General features: G+C 45.5%; 14 protein-coding genes and 3 pseudogenes. 8 read left to right on the top strand and 9 right to left on the bottom strand.

Annotation, left to right across the window (positions count from 1 at the left end; translation table 11 throughout):
• Positions 1 to 232: 232 nt before the first annotated feature.
• The 5 genes from thiI to FYJ39_RS02245 form a co-directional block, all read right to left on the bottom strand.
• The gene (thiI, locus tag FYJ39_RS02265) at positions 233 to 1,417 is read right to left on the bottom strand and encodes a tRNA uracil 4-sulfurtransferase ThiI (RefSeq protein WP_154470853.1); all 1,185 of its coding nucleotides are present in this window, start codon (positions 1,415 to 1,417) and stop codon (positions 233 to 235) included.
• Positions 1,418 to 1,518: 101 nt separating this feature from the next.
• Positions 1,519 to 2,673, bottom strand: coding sequence for a cysteine desulfurase family protein (locus FYJ39_RS02260; RefSeq protein ID WP_154470852.1), 1,155 nt, complete (start codon positions 2,671 to 2,673; stop codon positions 1,519 to 1,521).
• Positions 2,674 to 2,818: 145 nt separating this feature from the next.
• Positions 2,819 to 3,568: a 16S rRNA (uracil(1498)-N(3))-methyltransferase gene (locus tag FYJ39_RS02255; RefSeq protein WP_154470851.1), complete on the bottom strand. Its 750-nt coding sequence runs from the start codon at positions 3,566 to 3,568 to the stop codon at positions 2,819 to 2,821.
• 11 nt (positions 3,569 to 3,579) lie between these two features.
• Positions 3,580 to 4,536 (bottom strand): 50S ribosomal protein L11 methyltransferase, encoded by a 957-nt coding sequence (gene prmA, locus FYJ39_RS02250; RefSeq protein WP_154470850.1) that lies wholly within the window; start codon positions 4,534 to 4,536, stop codon positions 3,580 to 3,582.
• Positions 4,537 to 4,584: 48 nt separating this feature from the next.
• The gene (locus FYJ39_RS02245; protein WP_154470849.1) at positions 4,585 to 5,340 is read right to left on the bottom strand and encodes a sulfite exporter TauE/SafE family protein; all 756 of its coding nucleotides are present in this window, start codon (positions 5,338 to 5,340) and stop codon (positions 4,585 to 4,587) included.
• Between the two features lie 588 nt (positions 5,341 to 5,928).
• Here FYJ39_RS02245 and FYJ39_RS02240 point away from each other — a divergent pair.
• Positions 5,929 to 6,714 (top strand): DUF305 domain-containing protein, encoded by a 786-nt coding sequence (locus tag FYJ39_RS02240; protein WP_154470848.1) that lies wholly within the window; start codon positions 5,929 to 5,931, stop codon positions 6,712 to 6,714.
• 24 nt (positions 6,715 to 6,738) lie between these two features.
• Here the strand turns inward: FYJ39_RS02240 and FYJ39_RS02235 are convergent, their stop codons facing one another.
• A complete protein-coding gene (locus FYJ39_RS02235) occupies positions 6,739 to 7,365 on the bottom strand; it encodes a DUF4125 family protein (RefSeq protein ID WP_154470847.1) in 627 nt (208 codons plus the stop codon).
• A 12-nt stretch (positions 7,366 to 7,377) separates the two neighbouring features.
• The gene (locus tag FYJ39_RS02230; RefSeq protein WP_195840356.1) at positions 7,378 to 9,105 is read right to left on the bottom strand and encodes a DUF4037 domain-containing protein; all 1,728 of its coding nucleotides are present in this window, start codon (positions 9,103 to 9,105) and stop codon (positions 7,378 to 7,380) included.
• 517 nt (positions 9,106 to 9,622) lie between these two features.
• Here FYJ39_RS02230 and FYJ39_RS02225 point away from each other — a divergent pair.
• The 4 genes and pseudogenes from FYJ39_RS02225 to FYJ39_RS02210 form a co-directional block, all read left to right on the top strand.
• A pseudogene (locus FYJ39_RS02225) lies at positions 9,623 to 10,240 on the top strand (hydroxyethylthiazole kinase); the annotation flags it as partial.
• Positions 10,227 to 10,795 (top strand): annotated as a pseudogene (locus tag FYJ39_RS02220) (thiamine phosphate synthase). The pseudogenes FYJ39_RS02225 and FYJ39_RS02220, both read left to right, overlap by 14 nt.
• On the top strand, positions 10,792 to 10,923 hold the full coding sequence (locus FYJ39_RS20775) for a hypothetical protein (protein ID WP_353847248.1): 132 nt from the start codon (positions 10,792 to 10,794) through the stop codon (positions 10,921 to 10,923). The pseudogene FYJ39_RS02220 and the gene FYJ39_RS20775 overlap by 4 nt, the downstream one beginning before the upstream one ends.
• A 114-nt stretch (positions 10,924 to 11,037) precedes the next feature.
• Positions 11,038 to 11,379, top strand: a complete 342-nt coding sequence (locus tag FYJ39_RS02210) for a hypothetical protein (RefSeq protein ID WP_178258639.1) — start codon at positions 11,038 to 11,040, stop codon at positions 11,377 to 11,379.
• On the opposite strand, the gene FYJ39_RS02205 is transcribed toward FYJ39_RS02210, so the two are convergent.
• Both FYJ39_RS02205 and FYJ39_RS02200 read right to left on the bottom strand, forming a co-directional pair.
• The gene (locus FYJ39_RS02205) at positions 11,333 to 12,394 is read right to left on the bottom strand and encodes an FUSC family protein (RefSeq protein ID WP_154470844.1); all 1,062 of its coding nucleotides are present in this window, start codon (positions 12,392 to 12,394) and stop codon (positions 11,333 to 11,335) included. The two genes, FYJ39_RS02210 and FYJ39_RS02205, sit on opposite strands and share 47 nt — an antisense overlap.
• Entirely contained in the window at positions 12,391 to 12,837 is a 447-nt protein-coding gene (locus FYJ39_RS02200) for a MarR family winged helix-turn-helix transcriptional regulator (RefSeq protein ID WP_154470843.1), read from the bottom strand. The genes FYJ39_RS02205 and FYJ39_RS02200 overlap by 4 nt, the downstream gene beginning before the upstream one ends.
• Before the next feature lie 788 nt (positions 12,838 to 13,625).
• Here FYJ39_RS02200 and FYJ39_RS02195 point away from each other — a divergent pair.
• The 3 genes and pseudogenes from FYJ39_RS02195 to FYJ39_RS02180 all read left to right on the top strand — a co-directional run.
• The gene (locus FYJ39_RS02195; protein WP_207708687.1) at positions 13,626 to 14,060 is read left to right on the top strand and encodes a hypothetical protein; all 435 of its coding nucleotides are present in this window, start codon (positions 13,626 to 13,628) and stop codon (positions 14,058 to 14,060) included.
• Between the two features lie 513 nt (positions 14,061 to 14,573).
• On the top strand, positions 14,574 to 15,842 hold the full coding sequence (locus FYJ39_RS02185; RefSeq protein WP_154470841.1) for a hypothetical protein: 1,269 nt from the start codon (positions 14,574 to 14,576) through the stop codon (positions 15,840 to 15,842).
• A gap of 518 nt (positions 15,843 to 16,360) precedes the next feature.
• Positions 16,361 to 16,517 (top strand): annotated as a pseudogene (locus tag FYJ39_RS02180) (IS256 family transposase); the annotation flags it as partial.

Below are 16,517 nucleotides of genomic sequence, written 5' to 3'. Positions count from 1 at the left end.
TCATACTTATAGCCATTTAGCTGTCTGCCAGTGATTGCAGGCAGCTTTTTATATTTTTTGTATCTACCAAAGCGTACCTGCTGATTTACCTCTGGCAGACAGAGGGTATGTGGTTCATCCGGCCCCCTCTGTCTCGATTTGTAACGCTCTGACAAGCCTCCCTGGTAATTGGGAGTCCCAAAAGTCATTCGTGGCTTTTGGAACGCCCTCGGCTTAGAGGTAGTTCCTGAGCTTATCCCTGGCACAGAATTTCCTCTACGGTCACAAGAGCCGTCTCCACCAGAGCGTCTATCTTCTCAGACAGATGGCGCTCTGAGCTGTGGATTACATTGATATTAGGCTTTGTCACCGGATGCTTTGCCACGAAAATGGTGCAGCAGTCTTCATAAGGCAGGATAGAGGTTTCATATGTTCCGATTTTTTCTGATACATCCACAATCTCCTGCTTGTCAAAGCCAATGACCGGGCGAAACACAGGCATGGTGCATACCTCATTAGTAGCAGCCAGAGACTGGAGGGTCTGAGAAGCCACCTGGCCGATGCTCTCTCCTGTAATCAGTCCAATAGAGCCTGTGCGCTTCGCGATGGTTTGAGCTATCCGCATCATATACCGGCGCATAAGGATTGTAAGCTCTTCATGGGGGCATTTATCATAGATATAAAGCTGTATATCCGTAAAATTCACCACATGGAGCGTTATTGGCCCTGCATATCTGGCCACCAGATTGGCCAAATCCACTACCTTCTGCTTAGCCCTGTCGCTGGTATAGGGCGGCGCATGAAAATACACCGCGTCAATCTTAACGCCTCTTTTTGCAATCATATAGCCTGCTACCGGACTGTCAATGCCGCCGGAAAGAAGCAGCATAGCCCTTCCGTTGGTTCCCACCGGCATGCCCCCAGGTCCGGGAATGATCACAGAAAAGAGATTTACCTTCTGGCGCACCTCCACCCGCAGCAGCACGCTTGGATTATGGACATCCACTTTCATCTGGGGGAAGGCCTCCAAAACAGCCTCTCCCAGATCCCGGTTCATCTGTTCGGAATTTACTGGATATTGCTTGTCACCTCTCCTGGTAACCACCTTAAAGGTGAGATTCTTGTCAGGATACATCTGATCCATGTACTCTACCACACGTTTTTTCAGATTCTCGTAATCCTTGTCATCAAACTGAACCATAGGGCAGATATCTGCAATTCCAAACACACGCTTTAAGGCCTCTATTGTATCATCATAATCGTAAGCGCCATCTGCCTTTACATAGATGCGTCCCGACTCCTTTGTTACCTCAAAGCTCCCCTCTACATCCTTTAAGGCATAGCGAATCTGCTTCATCAAGGCGTCCTCAAACATATAGCGGTTCTTGCCCTTCGTGCCGATTTCCGCGTACTTAATTAAAAATGACTGATACTGCATGCTTTACCTCTTTTCTTCCTATCTGGCATCCAGGCTCTTTTACCTGCTGCCTTTATCCTACATTTGGAAAAGCTCTGTCCGGATGGGTATCCAGGGAGCCTTTAGCCTCTGCGATACCGCCGAAGAGCCGGCAGAAGTCCTTTCAGAGCTTCTGCACAATAATCCACTTCCTCTTTTTTATTAAAAACACCCAGGCTGAACCTCAGCGTGGAATCCAAAAGCTCCTTCTTTACGCCCATAGCCCTTAGGGTTCCGCTGATGGCAGGATGGTTGGAGGAGCAGGCAGAGCCTGAGGACACATAGATCCCCTTATCCTCCAGAGCATGAAGAAGAACCTCGCCGCGAATCCCCTCAAAGCTTGCGCTCACTATATGAGGAGCGCTTTCCATTCCCCTGAGGCTGTTAACAGTAACCCCCTCCAGGGCTTCCAGCTTTTCAATGAGGTAATTTTTAAGATCCGCTATATAGGCTATCTTTTCCTCATGATCCCTATACATTTCCTTTGCCGCCACACCCAGCCCTGCAATGCCCGGAACATTTTCCGTGCCGGAACGCATATCCCTCTGCTGGCCTCCTCCATAGAGGAGGGGATTGATTTTTACACGCTCATCAATATATAGAAAGCCTGCTCCCTTTGGGCCATGAATCTTATGGGCGCTGACTGACAGCAAATCAATCCCCTGCTTCTTAGGCCGGATAACCAGCTTTCCATAGGCCTGTATGGCGTCCACATGGAATAGAATCGCCGGGTTCTCCTTATGAACCAGGGCGGCAATTTCCTCCACCGGCTCAATGGCCCCCACTTCATTGTTTACATACATCACAGATACTAAAATGGTATCCGGGCGGACAGCCTTCTTAAGCTCCTCTAAGGAAATATGACCCTCCCTATCCACAGAAAGATATGTTACCTCAAAGCCCTGCCGCTCCAAAAACGCCAGGGGATTGTACACAGAGGCATGCTCAATGCCTGTGCTGATAATATGTTTTCCTGCCCTGTGATTGGCCATGGCGCAGCCAATCAGGGCCATATTGTTGGACTCTGTACCGCCGGAGGTAAACAGTATCTCCCTGTCCTTCACCCTCAACGTCCTGGCAATCTCTGCCGCTGCCTGGCGCACATATCCCTCTGCCTCCATGCCTTTTCTATGCCTGGACGAAGGGTTCCCATAATCTTCTGTCATCACCTTCACAACAACATCCTTTACGCTGTCCAGCACACGGGTGGTAGCAGAATTATCAAAATATACTTCCATTTATTACTCCTTACACGTTACTTAGCAAAGCCGCCTGATATGTTTGTGAAGCCTCTTTATACGGCAGAAGCCATACGATACCAGGGCAGCAGCCCTTCCCCCAATCCTTTAACGTTGATTGCGGGTTTCCCGGCAGCAGTCCAGTTTATATTCCCCCCTCCAGCCGCAGCATCAGAGCCGACAATGCCACAAGCCCTGCCGTCTCCGTTCTGAGAATCCGCCGCCCCAGGCTTACAGGCTCCACGCCCATATCCATCGCCAGCTCAATCTCACTTTCATCAAAGCCTCCCTCAGGCCCTATAAACACAGCCATCTTTCTTCCCGGCTCTACCTGACTCAATGCCTTTTTGGTGGACTCCATCCCTTCCGTAAGCTCATAGGGAATCACTCGCAGGTGAAAGCCTTCCTTCTCTGTATAAGCAAATGCCTCTTTCAGAGTCATAATTCCCAATACCTTCGGCACCACGCTCCGTTTGGACTGCTTGGCCGCGCCTTCCGCAATCGCCTGCCACCGCCTTAGCCTGGACTCCTCCTTTCTGGCATCCAGCTTCACGACCACATGCTTTGTAGCCACAGGCACAATTCCAGCCGCTCCCAGCTCCACCGCCTTTTGAATAATCCATTCCATTTTATCAGATTTAGGCAGTCCCTGAAAGAGCCAGATTCTGGCAGGCAGCTCCCTGGATTCTTTGCAGGCTGACTCGACGGCCGTCAGGGCCTCATCCCGTTCCAAGCGCAAAACCCTGCACAGGTAATCCTGCCCTGCTCCATCACTGATCAGCACCTTCTCACCCTCACGAATCCGCAGAGCATTCCTCATATGGTGCACATCCGGCCCCACAATTCTGATACGGCCCTCTACGATCTGATCCGGCGTTACAAAAAAATGATGCATTCTTTTTCCCCTTATTTTCTTCTGGCTGTCACAGACACCCATTCTCCCTGTCTGGTAATCTCCAAAATCTCTAACTGGCTACAGCCTTCAAATGCAGTCTTTACCGCCTCTTCCTTCATATTAATTATACCAGAAGCTATGAAAAGTCCTCCCCGCTTCAGATGAACCGGAGCCACATCCACCAGCTTAATAATTACATCCGCAAGAATATTGGCAACCACTACGTCATATTTTTCATATCCAGCCCAGGCCTTTACAGAAGGATCATCAATGATATTCCCCTGGAGCACGTGAAACCTGCCTGTAGAAATTCCGTTGGCCTCCAGATTCTCCCCAACCGCTGTAATGGCATTCTCATCCAAATCGGTACCCCAGACCTCTTTCGCCCCCAGCTTAAGGGCCGTAATTCCCAAAATGCCGCTTCCAGTTCCTACATCTAATACCAAGGTCTCCTGATCCATCCACCTCTTTAGTTGTCGGATGCAAAGCTGTGTGGTCTCGTGCATTCCGGTTCCAAAAGCAGTTCCCGGATCAATCTGTACCAGCAGCTTGTCCTTATGCTCCTCAGGAATAGGCTCCCAGGTAGGCTTTATTAGAATATCGTCCACTGTAAAGGGCTTGAAATATTGCTTCCAGTTATTAATCCAATCCTTATCCTCCGTTTCAGAAGAAGAAATGGTTCTGGCTCCCAGGTCTGTGTAAAGGCTCAGACCGTCCAGCCCCTCCTTAACCTTTTCCAACATTTTGGACACATCCGCATCCTCCTCCAGATAAAAGTTTATTCTGGCAATTCCCTCATCTGGAGGAAGCTCCGGGAGAATATCAATAAACATCCCCTTAGTCTCCCTCTCTGTCAAAGGAACATTGTCCTGAATCTCAATCCCCTGAATCCCCATATCATCCAGCATGCTGCCGATCAGATCCACCGCCTCTGTTGTAGTTGTTAATGTAAATTTTTTCCACTTCATATATTTTTCTCCTATCCACAGCCTGGGACGACTATTCCCTCTTTTCTATCATCTGCCGCTTATAATCGTTACAAACAGAATGGCCAGCACTGCTAAAACCACAGGACGAACTACCTTTTTTCCATCCTGAACCACCAGACCCGCCCCTATATAATGGCCCGCGATTGAGCAGAGGCCGGCTGCCAGGCCCAGGGGATAAAGAACATTTCCAGTTGCTATAAAGGTTACAAGAGCCGCTATATTAGAGGCAAGGTTGATCACCTTGGTCTGGGCGGAAGCGCTGCGTATATCCAATGCAGCTGCGCCTGTAAGCAGAAGAATTAGAAAGGTGCCTGTTCCCGGCCCGTAAAAGCCATCATATCCGCCGATAAAAAAAGCGGCTGCCAGAGAGATAGCAAAGACCTGCTTTTCAGGAATCCTTCCTGTTCTTTCATTATCTCCCATATCCCTGCTGCGGAGCACGTAAAAGGCTGCAACCGGCAGCACCGCAAGCATCATATTCTTAATGACGCTCTCAGGCACCAACAGGGCCAGATGGGCTCCCAGCGCTGAGCCTGTAAGCGCGGCAGCAGCGGAGCATGCAGCCATGAGCATTTTCCCTTTCAGATAGCCGTTCATGGCTAAACGGGCCGCGGATACGGCAGTTCCCATAGATGAGCTCATTTTATTGGTTCCCAGCGCTATATGGGCCGGAACCCCTGCAATCAGGTAGGCAGGCAGAGAAATAAGACCTCCTCCTCCTGCAATGGAATCTACCAGCCCTGCCGCAAACACCAGCGGACAGACAATCAAATATTGTAGCATGATTTTATCCTCATTTCCGTAAAACGCGCAAAACAATCTTTATATTAACATAGATTATAGGGACTGGCAATAAGCGGCAATTTTTTTTTGCAATAAAACTCAGACGCTGCGCATTAACCTTATGAACGGATGAAAGTAAGCTGCCAGGAGCCAAAGGTCTGGCACAAGCTTTGCAGCAGATTTCGCTGCGGGAAACTTCCTGATTGCATTACAGCTCCATCACACACCCGGATCATTCGGTACAGGCAGCTTAAGGAAGCTACAAATGATTTTCTTTGATCCACAAATGATAACCGGATCTTTAAGGTACAACAGACAGTCTTTCAAAAAGGGAGCCGTAAAATGAAAAATCCATTGCGGCTCCTCTTTTTAGCGTTTGTTGGCTCTGATCTGACAGCCTTCGGAGCATTTTTTCTCCTGCCTTTTAACTGCGGCTCAGGAAGCTCCAAAAATGCCCCCGGATGCCAAAGGCTGTATTCAAGAACCACTTATCTCTCCAGTTTCTTAACGAACAGGAATAATTTGCGGATTTTGACAAATACTAATCTTACTTTATTTACCAAATATTAAAGTGAGGAGAATGAGATTATGAGCAAACAAGCACGTATGTGGTTAATCGGAATCATTGCTGCACTGGTTATTATTTTACTGATCGCCGGCATCGCCAGCAACAAAAAAGGCGGTAAATCCGGGACTGAGCCATCCTCGCTGGTTCAAGAGACATCCGGCAGTCCCCTGACGGCTGGCTCCGGAAATGCAGAATCTGGCAAAGCCTCCAAGGGCAATGAAACCGATCCCGGCAATTCCCAGGGCTCTGTGGCAGAGGGGACAGATGCTTTAAACCGCTATCTGACAGAACAGGCTTCTATTATGATGACAATGAAGGAAGAAATGCTGATCAGAGAGCGGTCAGGCAGCGCCGCCGTAGACTTCTTAAAGGGGATGATTCCCCATCATGAGGCTGCCATTAAGATGTCGGAAAGCTATTTGAACTATGGTGGAGCTTCAGAAGAATTAAAAACGCTGGCCCAAAATATCATTAAAACTCAAAAGGACGAGCTAACGCAGATGAAGGGTATGGTAAGCGAATATGAAAAAAACGGACCTAAGGACGATGCCAACGAGGACGCTTATCTTGAAAAATACAGCGAGATGTTCTCTGACGATTCTATGTCTCATCACATCAACCCTGATGGAGCGGAACATTTGGATCAGGCCTTTGCAGAGGGAATGATGATGCATCATCAAATGGCTGTGGATATGGCTAAGGATATTCTGGATTATACGGATCAGAAGGAAGTGAGGGAACTGGCTCAAACTATCATTGAACTCCAGGAAAAGGAAATTTCCCAGATGGAAAAGCTGATCCAATAAGCCGCAAAGCCCGGTAATGCAAGGTCATGGCATCCCTTCTGTGAGGGCAGCCTCAGCCTGCTCCAACGATTGATAACCAGAAAGCTTTGCCATGTAGAAAAGATTCAATTCCGTAAGATTTTTCCCCTCCTTTTTTAAGCGGCATATCATTTTATAGTAAAGATCCAGAGTCCGGTCTGAATAGGTTCCCAGCTCCCCCCTCAGGTAAGTTTCCATTGATGTATCCCAAGGCGTATCCTCCTGTGTGCGAATCTTCCTTCCTCTTGCCCCTATCTTCGGATACCGTTCCAAAAACTCCTCCGCCCATTTCATCTCCTGGGAAATGATCGCCTCTTGGAGCTTTATCCGCTCTTTTCCCCGCGCCGGAAGCGTCTTCGCAAAGCCGGCAAACTGCTCTGGAACCGTGCTCTCCATCATACGGGCATACTTTTCTGTCATCAGGTTCCACTTCTGCTCCTCCGCCTTTTTTAAATCCTCATGATAGCTTTCAAGCGCCTCTAAATCCCATGTAAGGAACTGGCTTTTCCTCATAATTTCAAAGGTTTTAGGGTCATCCTGGCAAGAGGCCCTTCCCCCCTCATTATGGACTCCCTGAAATTGCTTCCATTCCAGTCTTATGATTGCTTCGATCTCCATTTCTTTTTCTTCCATTCAGTTGCCTCCTTATTTCCTGTTCATCTCTCTTATAATCTTGCATATTTCCTGCTGCTGTGATTCCAAAAAGCTGTCCCTGCTGCTACTGATTCCCTGCCGGTTCAGCTCCTTTACAAGCATCCTGCATATGGCCTCCATCCGTTCCTCCATCGATGCATCTCCAGGCTCCAGCTCCATCAGCTCCGTTAAGGCCGGCTTTAATTCCAAAAGGCAGGTGAAGGCTTCCATTCCCCGCATGCGCCATTTATAAAAGGGCATATAAATGTTATTTAGCAGGTAGGCTATTTCCACAGCGCCCTTGATAAACTCCGATAGAGAAAAATACATGGCGCCCTTATCCCCCCTCAGCCTGGATCGGCCGTAATTATACTGTCCGGCCTGGGCCGTTCTTCCAAGGGCCTCAGCCAGCCATTTTAAACGTACCCTCTCAGGGCAGGACAGGAACGCTTCTCTCCGTTTTGTAAACTCTCCCAACCTATCCACAAACACTTCTCCGTTTGTCGCCGCACAAAGGGCCTCCTGAGGAATATTCAGCCACTGGCTTTCTAAAGCCGGAGCGTTCCTACAGCCCGCCAACCGCTGATAAAAGTCCCCTATTTCAAATACCCCCACCCGATTCTGACCGTAATCCGTAGCATTTCTTGCCGGAAAGCCCATAAATTCTCCAGGAAGGCTCTTGTAATCCTCGGAAAGCTGCGCTCCTATCGCTTCATAATCCCGTTTCTCAAGCCAAAGGCAAAACCCCGGCCCATAGTCGTGGTCAGAAGAATAGGCATCATCAAACCCCAGACATTCTGATCCCTCCCCCACCAGTCCAGCCGCTATCCGCTCCGCATATTCCCTATATTTATTCTGAAGCATCGGCTTTCCATATGCGGTAAAATATTCCCGCGCTATGTCCAAACCGCTTATTCTCTGTATTCTGACAGAGCATCTTCGTTTTTGGAGATCCTTCACAGTTTCCAGATTTCCCAATGTCACGCGGTAATAATCATTCTCCCCATAGGTTCCTTCTATCTCCTTTAAGGCCTTTTCATAATATTTTATAGATTCCTCAAGGTTTCCGCTATGAAAATAAGCCTCCCCTAAACCAGCAAGAGCCGACGCATAATGGGAATCCTTCTGATCCGGCTCAGCTTCAAACCGCCTGACCGCTTCCTTCATATGTTCCGTACCTTCCTGAATCTGTTTTAGCTGAAAGCAGATATTGCCCAGATTCGTATGGGTAATCGCAACCTCTGCACCTGCCCCATCAATCTCCTTTATTATATGCATAGCCCGAACCAGCTCATCCTTTGCCTTCTCCAAACGTCCCGTTTCCCCATAAAGCAGGCTTAGATTATTGTGCAGAGCTGCCATACGGTAATCTGTTTTTGGAATCCACCGCAGCAATACCTCATATGCCTCCTTGTAAAGCCGCTCCGCCTCCTGGTATCTGCCCGCTGCCCGATAACCGGTAGCCCCATTAAGCAGCAGCGTGCCATAGCTAAGAGAGCCAACAATCCCCATGGAATCCGCCATTTTAAACGCTTCCTTCATACAGATAATGCATTCCTCATAGCGGCTGGAGCCTCGGTAATATCCCATTAGTTCATTCAGGATACCGAATACAGCCCCGTCATCTCCTGACGACGCCGCGTCTTTCAGTCCCTTCTTCAAATACCCTTCCACTTCCGCTATCCTTCCTGACCCATAAAATAAATCCAATTCTTTCAGATAGCTATCCAAATCAAACATAATTTCCATCTCCTTTACGTACGCTACGCCCCCCTGCCGCCTTTACTAATTATAACATTACCTCTTTTCATGCGCAATCCTATGTGCGTTTTCTGAGCATCTTAAGAACAGTCTGCAGCCTCTTATTATTTCTCTCTTGCAATCTACGCAAATTGTGATACAATAAAACAGAAAACAGGGAGCTCACAGCAGTGGGCTGAGAGGGAGCTGACGCTGCTCCGACCGATAACCTGATTTAGGTAATGCTAACGTAGGGAAATATACGATACTTCATTTCCGTGTATATGCCGGTGGTACCTATTTGTGGTGCCGTCGGCTTTTATCTTTTAGGAAACTTACATCAGCATCAAAGCTCCGGACGAAACAGACAAGCTGTCCAAATAGGGTTCGCCTGTTGCAGCATGGCTATACATGTATCTTCCTAGGAGGGCTCACATTGGTATTACAAAATCAAAGCTTAATAACAGAGGAGACGCATGATGAAGCAAATAATTGACAATGTCAGAAAAGCCGCTCCACCATTCCATCCATACTTCTGGCAGGAAAAAAAGCCAATGAGCTTGGACACAAGGTGGTTCTAGATCCGGTGGGGGCAGGGGCCAGCAGGCTCCGCACAGAAACGGCTCTGAACTTAATGAAGGAAGTGAAATTCGACGTAATCAAGGGAAATATCTCAGAAATCAAAATACTGGCCTACGGCAGCGGAAGTACCAGGGGTGTAGATGCAGATGGGACGGATGCAGTTACAGAGGAAGCCCTGGACAGCTCTATTGCATTTGTCAAGGAATTTGCTGCCAAATCCAGGTCTGTTATCGCTATTACAGGAGCCATTGACCTTGTAAGCGATGCTGCCACCTGCTATATAATACGGAACGGCCGGGCAGAGATGGGGAAAATCACAGGAACCGGCTGCCAGCTTTCCGCAGTTATCGCTGCCTTTATCACCGCCAATCCAGGCCAGACGCTGAAAGCTACAGCCGCCGCCGTCTGCGCTATGGGACTGGCCGGGGAGATCGGCTGGCGCAGTATGGCTCCAAGTGACGGCAATTCTACCTACCGGAACCGGATGATTGACGCCATCTACCACATGGACGGCGATACTCTGGAGAAAGGCGCAAACTATGAAGTTCGATAAAAAAGAGCTTCTGCTATGTGCAGTTACAGACCGGAGCTGGATGGATGGAAAAACCCTGTACAGCCAGGTAGAAAAAGCCTTAAAGGTCGGAGCGACCTTTATTCAGCTAAGAGAAAAGGAACTTATGGAGTCTGCCTTCCTAAGGGAGGCCAAGGCTATCAAGGAATTGTGCGCCCGATACCAGGTTCCCTTTGTTATTAACGACCGTGTGGACATTGCCCTTGCCTCAGGCGCAGACGGAGTCCATGTGGGGCAGCAGGATATGGAGGCCGGCCTGGTTCGCAGGAAGCTGATTACCTGGGGGTAGGAGCTGTTTTCAGTACCAACACGAAGCCAGACGCAGCAGAGGTAAGCCTTGACACCTTAAAGGCGATCTGTCAGGCAGTTTCCATACCTGTCATTGCCATCGGAGGCATTTCCCAGGAAAATGCAGGGGAGCTTAAGGGCTCAGGCATTGCAGGTGCAGCTGTGGTCAGTGCAATATTTGCCGCAAAGAATATTGAAAAGGGTGCCAGGATTTTAAAGGACAAGTTAAAGGAAATCATTAGAACATGATAGAGGGAGCCATATTTGACATGGACGGAATCCTTCTGGATTCCATGCCTGCCTGGGAGCATACAGGGGAATTATATCTAGAATCACTGGGCATACAGCCAGAGCCAAAGCTGGACTGGGTGTATTAGGGCTGTTGATTGTAGTATTCTCCACAGTTACAACCACCTTCCTGGATGCCTATTCCGCAGGTGTTTCCAGCGCATCCTCCCCCCCCCCCCAGACTCAATGAGAAATGGGTAGCTGTGGCAGTAACGCTGGCTGGCATTGCTGGAGCCATTCTGTATCCTATGGATAACATTACCAGCTTTCTGTATTTCATCGGCTCTGTGTTTGCCCCTATGATTGCCATTCAAATAGCAGATTTCTTTCTTCTAAAAAAGGGGCATGGACGGGAATCTGTCAATGCCAGTAACCTAATTATATGGGCAATCGGCTTTGCAGCCTACCGGATTCTTATGAGGATCGATACGCCTCTTGGAAATACGCTTCCTGATATGGTGTTCACCACCATGCTCTGTCTCGCAGCAGGCTGGGTTCTTAATTGGCGTCAGGGCACAGCCGGCAGGAAAGCCAGCCAAAAATGAAACGAAAGCCTTTATCAAAGATATAGCTGTAACTAGCCCCCAGTCCGTTGCAGACAATCCTTAAAGCCACTGCTCCTGCCGGCCCAAAAAGATTGGCGCCTGCCACCAGAGCTCCGAAGGTATTGAACATGGTCTGACAGGAATATCCCGCTGAAAAGCCCACGCCTATGCCTCCTACCAAACCCAAATTAGCATAGATGCCTTCCGGAAGGATATAATATAGCCCTAAAAACAACAATCCTCCCACAACATTAAAGGGAAGTCGCCGTTTGATTCGATAGACAGAATCCTTCTCAAAGGGAAGCAAGGTGGACATAGTTGCAATTCCGGCCCACATTGCTCTTGGAAGCCCCAGCAGGGAAGCTATCAGCAATACCGAAGAGACGCCCAGCGCAAATTTTATGTACCACTGAGAGCGGGCTCCCTGGAGATGAAACTCTGAAAACAGATGGGAAAAGCAGCGCTTATGAACTCTGTTTTTCTGATTTTTATAGAAAATCATGGCAGAAATCAAAGCGCCGCTTGCTAGGGCTGCTACTCTCATCAGATAGTCCTTGCCGGTAACATCATAGCCCAAAAGCAGAAGATATCCCAGCACAAAGGTGAAGTGGTTTGACATAATTATATTGTGGCAGCTAAGTATAAGAATGCTGAACATACAGATCCCATTCACGATAAAGGCCCAGCTTGAGGGAAGCATATTGGAAAGCCTGGGTCCTGCTGCCAGAATACCGAAAATCAGCCCAATCACTCCGATTCCATGGGTAGTTTTAATTCCAAAATCAGCTGCTCTCAGCACTAAAAGGGACAACAGGATAACCACTCCGGCAATGCTGTTCTTCGGTCCGAATATGATTGAATAGGCTGTCACCACAGCCATACAAAAGGCCAAGGTTATAAAAACCTTCATAACATAAATAAACAGGTGCCGCTGCTTCTCCTTCTTTGTCTTTGCATTTCTTATAAGGGCTTTGGAGCCCGCTGCATTCAGCTGTAATTCCTGATATAAAGTCAAAAAACCTCCTCCTTTTTCTTTGTCATAATTTGATTCGCTCTGTGGATAAGGCTGAAAAGCATCCGAAGGGACTCCTCATCCATCTCCCTCTCCAGCCTGCAAACCGGTTCCAGATAATAGCGGCACAAATTGTCCAGCTCCTGTCTGCCCTCCTTCGTAATCCTGAGAGAGCAGCTCCGCCTGTCCTGCCGATCGTAATGCTTGGTTATCAGCATTTTTAAAGTCAGCTGCTCTATAAGCCGGCTGACAATGGTCTTGCTAATTCCCATCTCCCGGCTGAGCTCCAACGGCGTAGAACCACTTTTCAGCGCAATTCGAAACAGTGCGTCCACCTCCTGCGCCGAGGCCAGAGCCCCTTTTCTGGTTTTCCTGATCAAGAGGCTGCTAAAGAGACGAATGGATTCCAGATTTTTCATGGTTTGAATCCAGGCTTCCTGTTCCATGTGGGCTTCTCCTATGACATATAGTTTACTTTATGAACTATATGAGATAATACTGCATTACCAGCTTTTTGTCAAGCACATAATTCCTGCGTTTCCTCAATTTTGTATAGGATTACAATGCGAGTTTACCAACCGTTTTATGGATCTACCATTTTCTTTAATGCTCTGCTCTGGATCCGCTTTAAGGTTTTCTCAGACCGTTCACCATTTTCTTCGGTGAAAAGTTTGGTGGTTTCTGTCCATGTTTGATAATTAACTAAGTGGGTTTCTATCACAAATTTCTTATTCGGGCTTAAAATATTTAATGTCTGTTCAATGATTTTGGATTAAAAGCGATCACTATATTGCAATATTTCATGAGGGCTTTCCCTTAAAATCAAGCATTCTTCTAAAAGTGAATTCTGTATTTGCTCTGCGCGCAGCTGGCGCAGCAATCTTTTCAATCGTACTTCTGTCATCTTTTCCTTAATATATTCCTCTCCTTTTTTACAATAAACACCAATTCCTGCTATTTTTCTACACACAACATAAAAGTGGCACTGTTGTAACATCGAAGTGAGTCAATTTCCAACTACTAACTTATATACCCTAAACATCGATTTACAATCCTTAAAAGAAATCGCTTTACCAGATTTATACACAATATCGGAAGGTTCCCAAAATGTAAGCCCCGATACCGCTATACTCAAAGCGTTACCATCAGTGTGGTAAATTAATTATGAAAACATGAAGAGAGCATTCCAATCGACAAAAGCTCCGGCCAAACAGGGATGAACAGTACACAGATTTTGAACGGCTATAAGATGTTAGATGGCATAGCTACTCCAGTGCAGATAATCCTCCAATTAAACAATATTCAGCGAGGAGAAACTGCCTATACGGCTTTATCAACAAATAATCCCAATTTGCCAGCACCAGAACCGGGAGTGGAATATATTGTCATAACATTTAATATCACATCTGAATCCGGTGAGGCAGATATGCTGGTGTTCGAAGAAAGCAATGCTGCTTTAGACGCAGCTAAATTGTTTTTCTATCTTTCTAATGGAGGCAGCAATGCTGAGCAATTAACCACTCTTTTACCGGATAACATTTACAATTTATCGTTTAAAAAGAGAAGCACAGTTACAGGATCGGTGGCTTTTTTACATAGTACAGATAGTAATGAGCCATTGAAATTTGTTGGATTTGGAAGTACGCTTGTATTTGCCATAAATAAATAATTAATACAAATTTCTTTAAACCTGATCGTTCATGATTTAAAGGAATTTTTTATATATTCATTTCCATTTCCTAATATCATATCTACATCCTATGTTCGCTTATATATTAATGCCAAGTATTCATTTCGCAAAAAATATTAATGCTTCTATTTGCTATTTTCAGATTATCCATTATAATAAGGGAAAAGGGCAGACTTTCTTCTGGCTGGATGAAGATAATCCGGGTGCAAATCAACCTTTTTCAGCTTGTAAGGAATCCGGGGAAATGTAACGCTTCGGATGATACCGCTGTACATTATAATGAGAGTGATGACTGGCCTGCTCACCCGCCTGTAGGTTTGTGGTTTAAGTATGGCGTTGTGGATGATTTTATACGGGAATAGCTGGTTAGGAAAAATGAGCTGAAAGTTGGGGAGATTACCAGAGAGGAATATTGGGAGTGGAAATTGAACTGGCCGGAAACCTGTGATGATTGTGGAAAATATAAGCCAAAGAAAAATTGGAGGGGTAATAATGAACGAATTATCTGTAATTAAAAATAATATTGAAACTTCTATTAGTGACTTCAATCAACCTTTTACAGAATACTTGACAAATCTGGGACTACCAATTGATGGCGTTTTATCTCCTATTGAAGAAAGACAAATAGTAATAAATTCTATAGAAAACGAAATCAAAAAAATACCCGTTGAAAATAGACAAATGGCAGTATATCTAACACGCTTTCTATCTTCTGTTGCTGCTGGATTATTTGATGGTGCGGTGACGTATTTATGGAATGAGACTATTAAAAGTCTTAGACAGATGATAATATCATTCGATTTGGATTATTTTTATAAAGTTTGTGAACAGCTAAATACTCGTTATAAAAATATGAAAACAGAAGATGAATTAGCTAGTGTCGGAGATTTTGACCTTCTTACTGCATGTAATAGAATGGGATTAATAAGTGACCACGTATTTGAGGTATTCAAATTTATAAATTATATGCGAAATCATTCTAGTGCGGCACATCCCACAGAAAATCAAATAAGTGCATATGATTTGCTTAGTTGGCTCAACAACTGTATAAAATATGCTATTAATGCAACCCCAAATGAAGAAGCCGTTAAACTAAAACAGCTATTATATAATATTCGTACCACAGAAATACCTGAATCTGATTTACATTATATTGGTGAAAATGTTAAAGATTTACCACAAATAATGGTAGAAGATTTATTATCTACCTTATTTGGTATGTTCACCGATCCCCAAATAACTCAAACTATATCTAGTAATATTAAATCCATTGCTAAATATGTTTGGAACCTAAGTAGTGAAAACAAAAAGCACTCTATAGGAGATAAATATGGATATTTTCGTAAAAATGGGGATGTGGCACGCAAAGACAAGGCCAATGCTTTTCTAACACTCGTAGATGGTCTATCATACAAAGATGAAGATAGTATATCTCAAGAACTTAGAGAAACTTTAGCAAACCTGTTAAGCACTCATAACAGTGCAAACAATTTTTATAACGAAGAACCTTGGGCTAGACAATTAGATACTATGCTTCCTCCTTCTGGCAATATTCCAAATAGCGTATTAAATGATTGGGTTAGGACTATAGCCATTTGTTATACAGGGAATGGGTTAGGGTATAGAGAAGGTGTTGACGAAGGAGCTGAGAGATATTACAAGAAGTTTATTAAAAATTTTGACAACAGAGCCATATCAATATTGTTAAATCTTAATATTGTTAAATCTTATGGAAGATTCCACTTTATTAATGGACATTGATATGGCTAAAGCTACAAGAAGATATAAAAAAATGTGTTCTTATTTACAGACAATATGTAAAAATGATTTTCTAAATAATACGCTAGAATACATAGCAAACTGCAGCGAACCTTTGAGTAAAGTTCATAAAACAACAGCATATAAAGAATTGCTTGAAAAAGTAAATTTACAATTTTAGTTATAGGTTATGAATATAGGAGTGGAGGATGCGAGTGTGTGAAGAAAAGTCTGTAAATACGATCTTCTATGATATTAGCTGGGCTGAAAGCTCCTTTTGGGGCTTTCAGCCCTTGCTGTAGAGACCGTTTCAATGTTTGTGTAAACTCAAAAAACTGAAATAAGATAAGTTGATAGTTACGAAGGGCAAAGCCATCTTTCTGGGCCTTGCCCTTTGTTTGTATTATAATACGGATTCTGGGTATGTCAAGCGGGGCTGCCGTGTATGTGAAAGTTTTTCTGTAAATAAGGTTTTATAAGGTCTTCTATGGTAAAATAAAAATCATAGGAGGCCTTTTATTATGGCAAGAGAAAAGAAACCCGTACACAAAGTACAAATGACAGATGGGAAAAGGAACATCATCCAGCAGCTCCTTCAGGAGTATGATATCCAGTCCGCAGAGGATATTCAGGATGCTCTCAAGGATCTGCTTGGCGGCACAATCAAAGAGATGATGG

It is taken from the genome of Clostridium porci (assembly GCF_009696375.1).
GTDB classification, from domain to species: Bacteria; Bacillota; Clostridia; order Lachnospirales; family Lachnospiraceae; genus Enterocloster; species Enterocloster porci.
This window is presented reverse-complemented; position numbering and strand designations above follow the sequence as displayed.

Bases quoted from the DNA above. Each gene is read 5' to 3' on its own strand.
- thiI (WP_154470853.1), bottom strand. From the start codon at position 1,417: ATGCAGTATCAGTCATTTTTAATTAAGTACGCGGAAATCGGCACGAAG.
- FYJ39_RS02260 (WP_154470852.1), bottom strand. From the start codon at position 2,673: ATGGAAGTATATTTTGATAATTCTGCTACCACCCGTGTGCTGGACAGC.
- FYJ39_RS02255 (WP_154470851.1), bottom strand. From the start codon at position 3,568: ATGCATCATTTTTTTGTAACGCCGGATCAGATCGTAGAGGGCCGTATC.
- prmA (WP_154470850.1), bottom strand. From the start codon at position 4,536: ATGAAGTGGAAAAAATTTACATTAACAACTACAACAGAGGCGGTGGAT.
- FYJ39_RS02245 (WP_154470849.1), bottom strand. From the start codon at position 5,340: ATGCTACAATATTTGATTGTCTGTCCGCTGGTGTTTGCGGCAGGGCTG.
- FYJ39_RS02240 (WP_154470848.1), top strand. From the start codon at position 5,929: ATGAGCAAACAAGCACGTATGTGGTTAATCGGAATCATTGCTGCACTG.
- FYJ39_RS02235 (WP_154470847.1), bottom strand. From the start codon at position 7,365: ATGGAAGAAAAAGAAATGGAGATCGAAGCAATCATAAGACTGGAATGG.
- FYJ39_RS02230 (WP_195840356.1), bottom strand. From the start codon at position 9,105: ATGTTTGATTTGGATAGCTATCTGAAAGAATTGGATTTATTTTATGGG.
- FYJ39_RS20775 (WP_353847248.1), top strand. From the start codon at position 10,792: ATGATAGAGGGAGCCATATTTGACATGGACGGAATCCTTCTGGATTCC.
- FYJ39_RS02200 (WP_154470843.1), bottom strand. From the start codon at position 12,837: ATGGAACAGGAAGCCTGGATTCAAACCATGAAAAATCTGGAATCCATT.
- FYJ39_RS02185 (WP_154470841.1), top strand. From the start codon at position 14,574: ATGAACGAATTATCTGTAATTAAAAATAATATTGAAACTTCTATTAGT.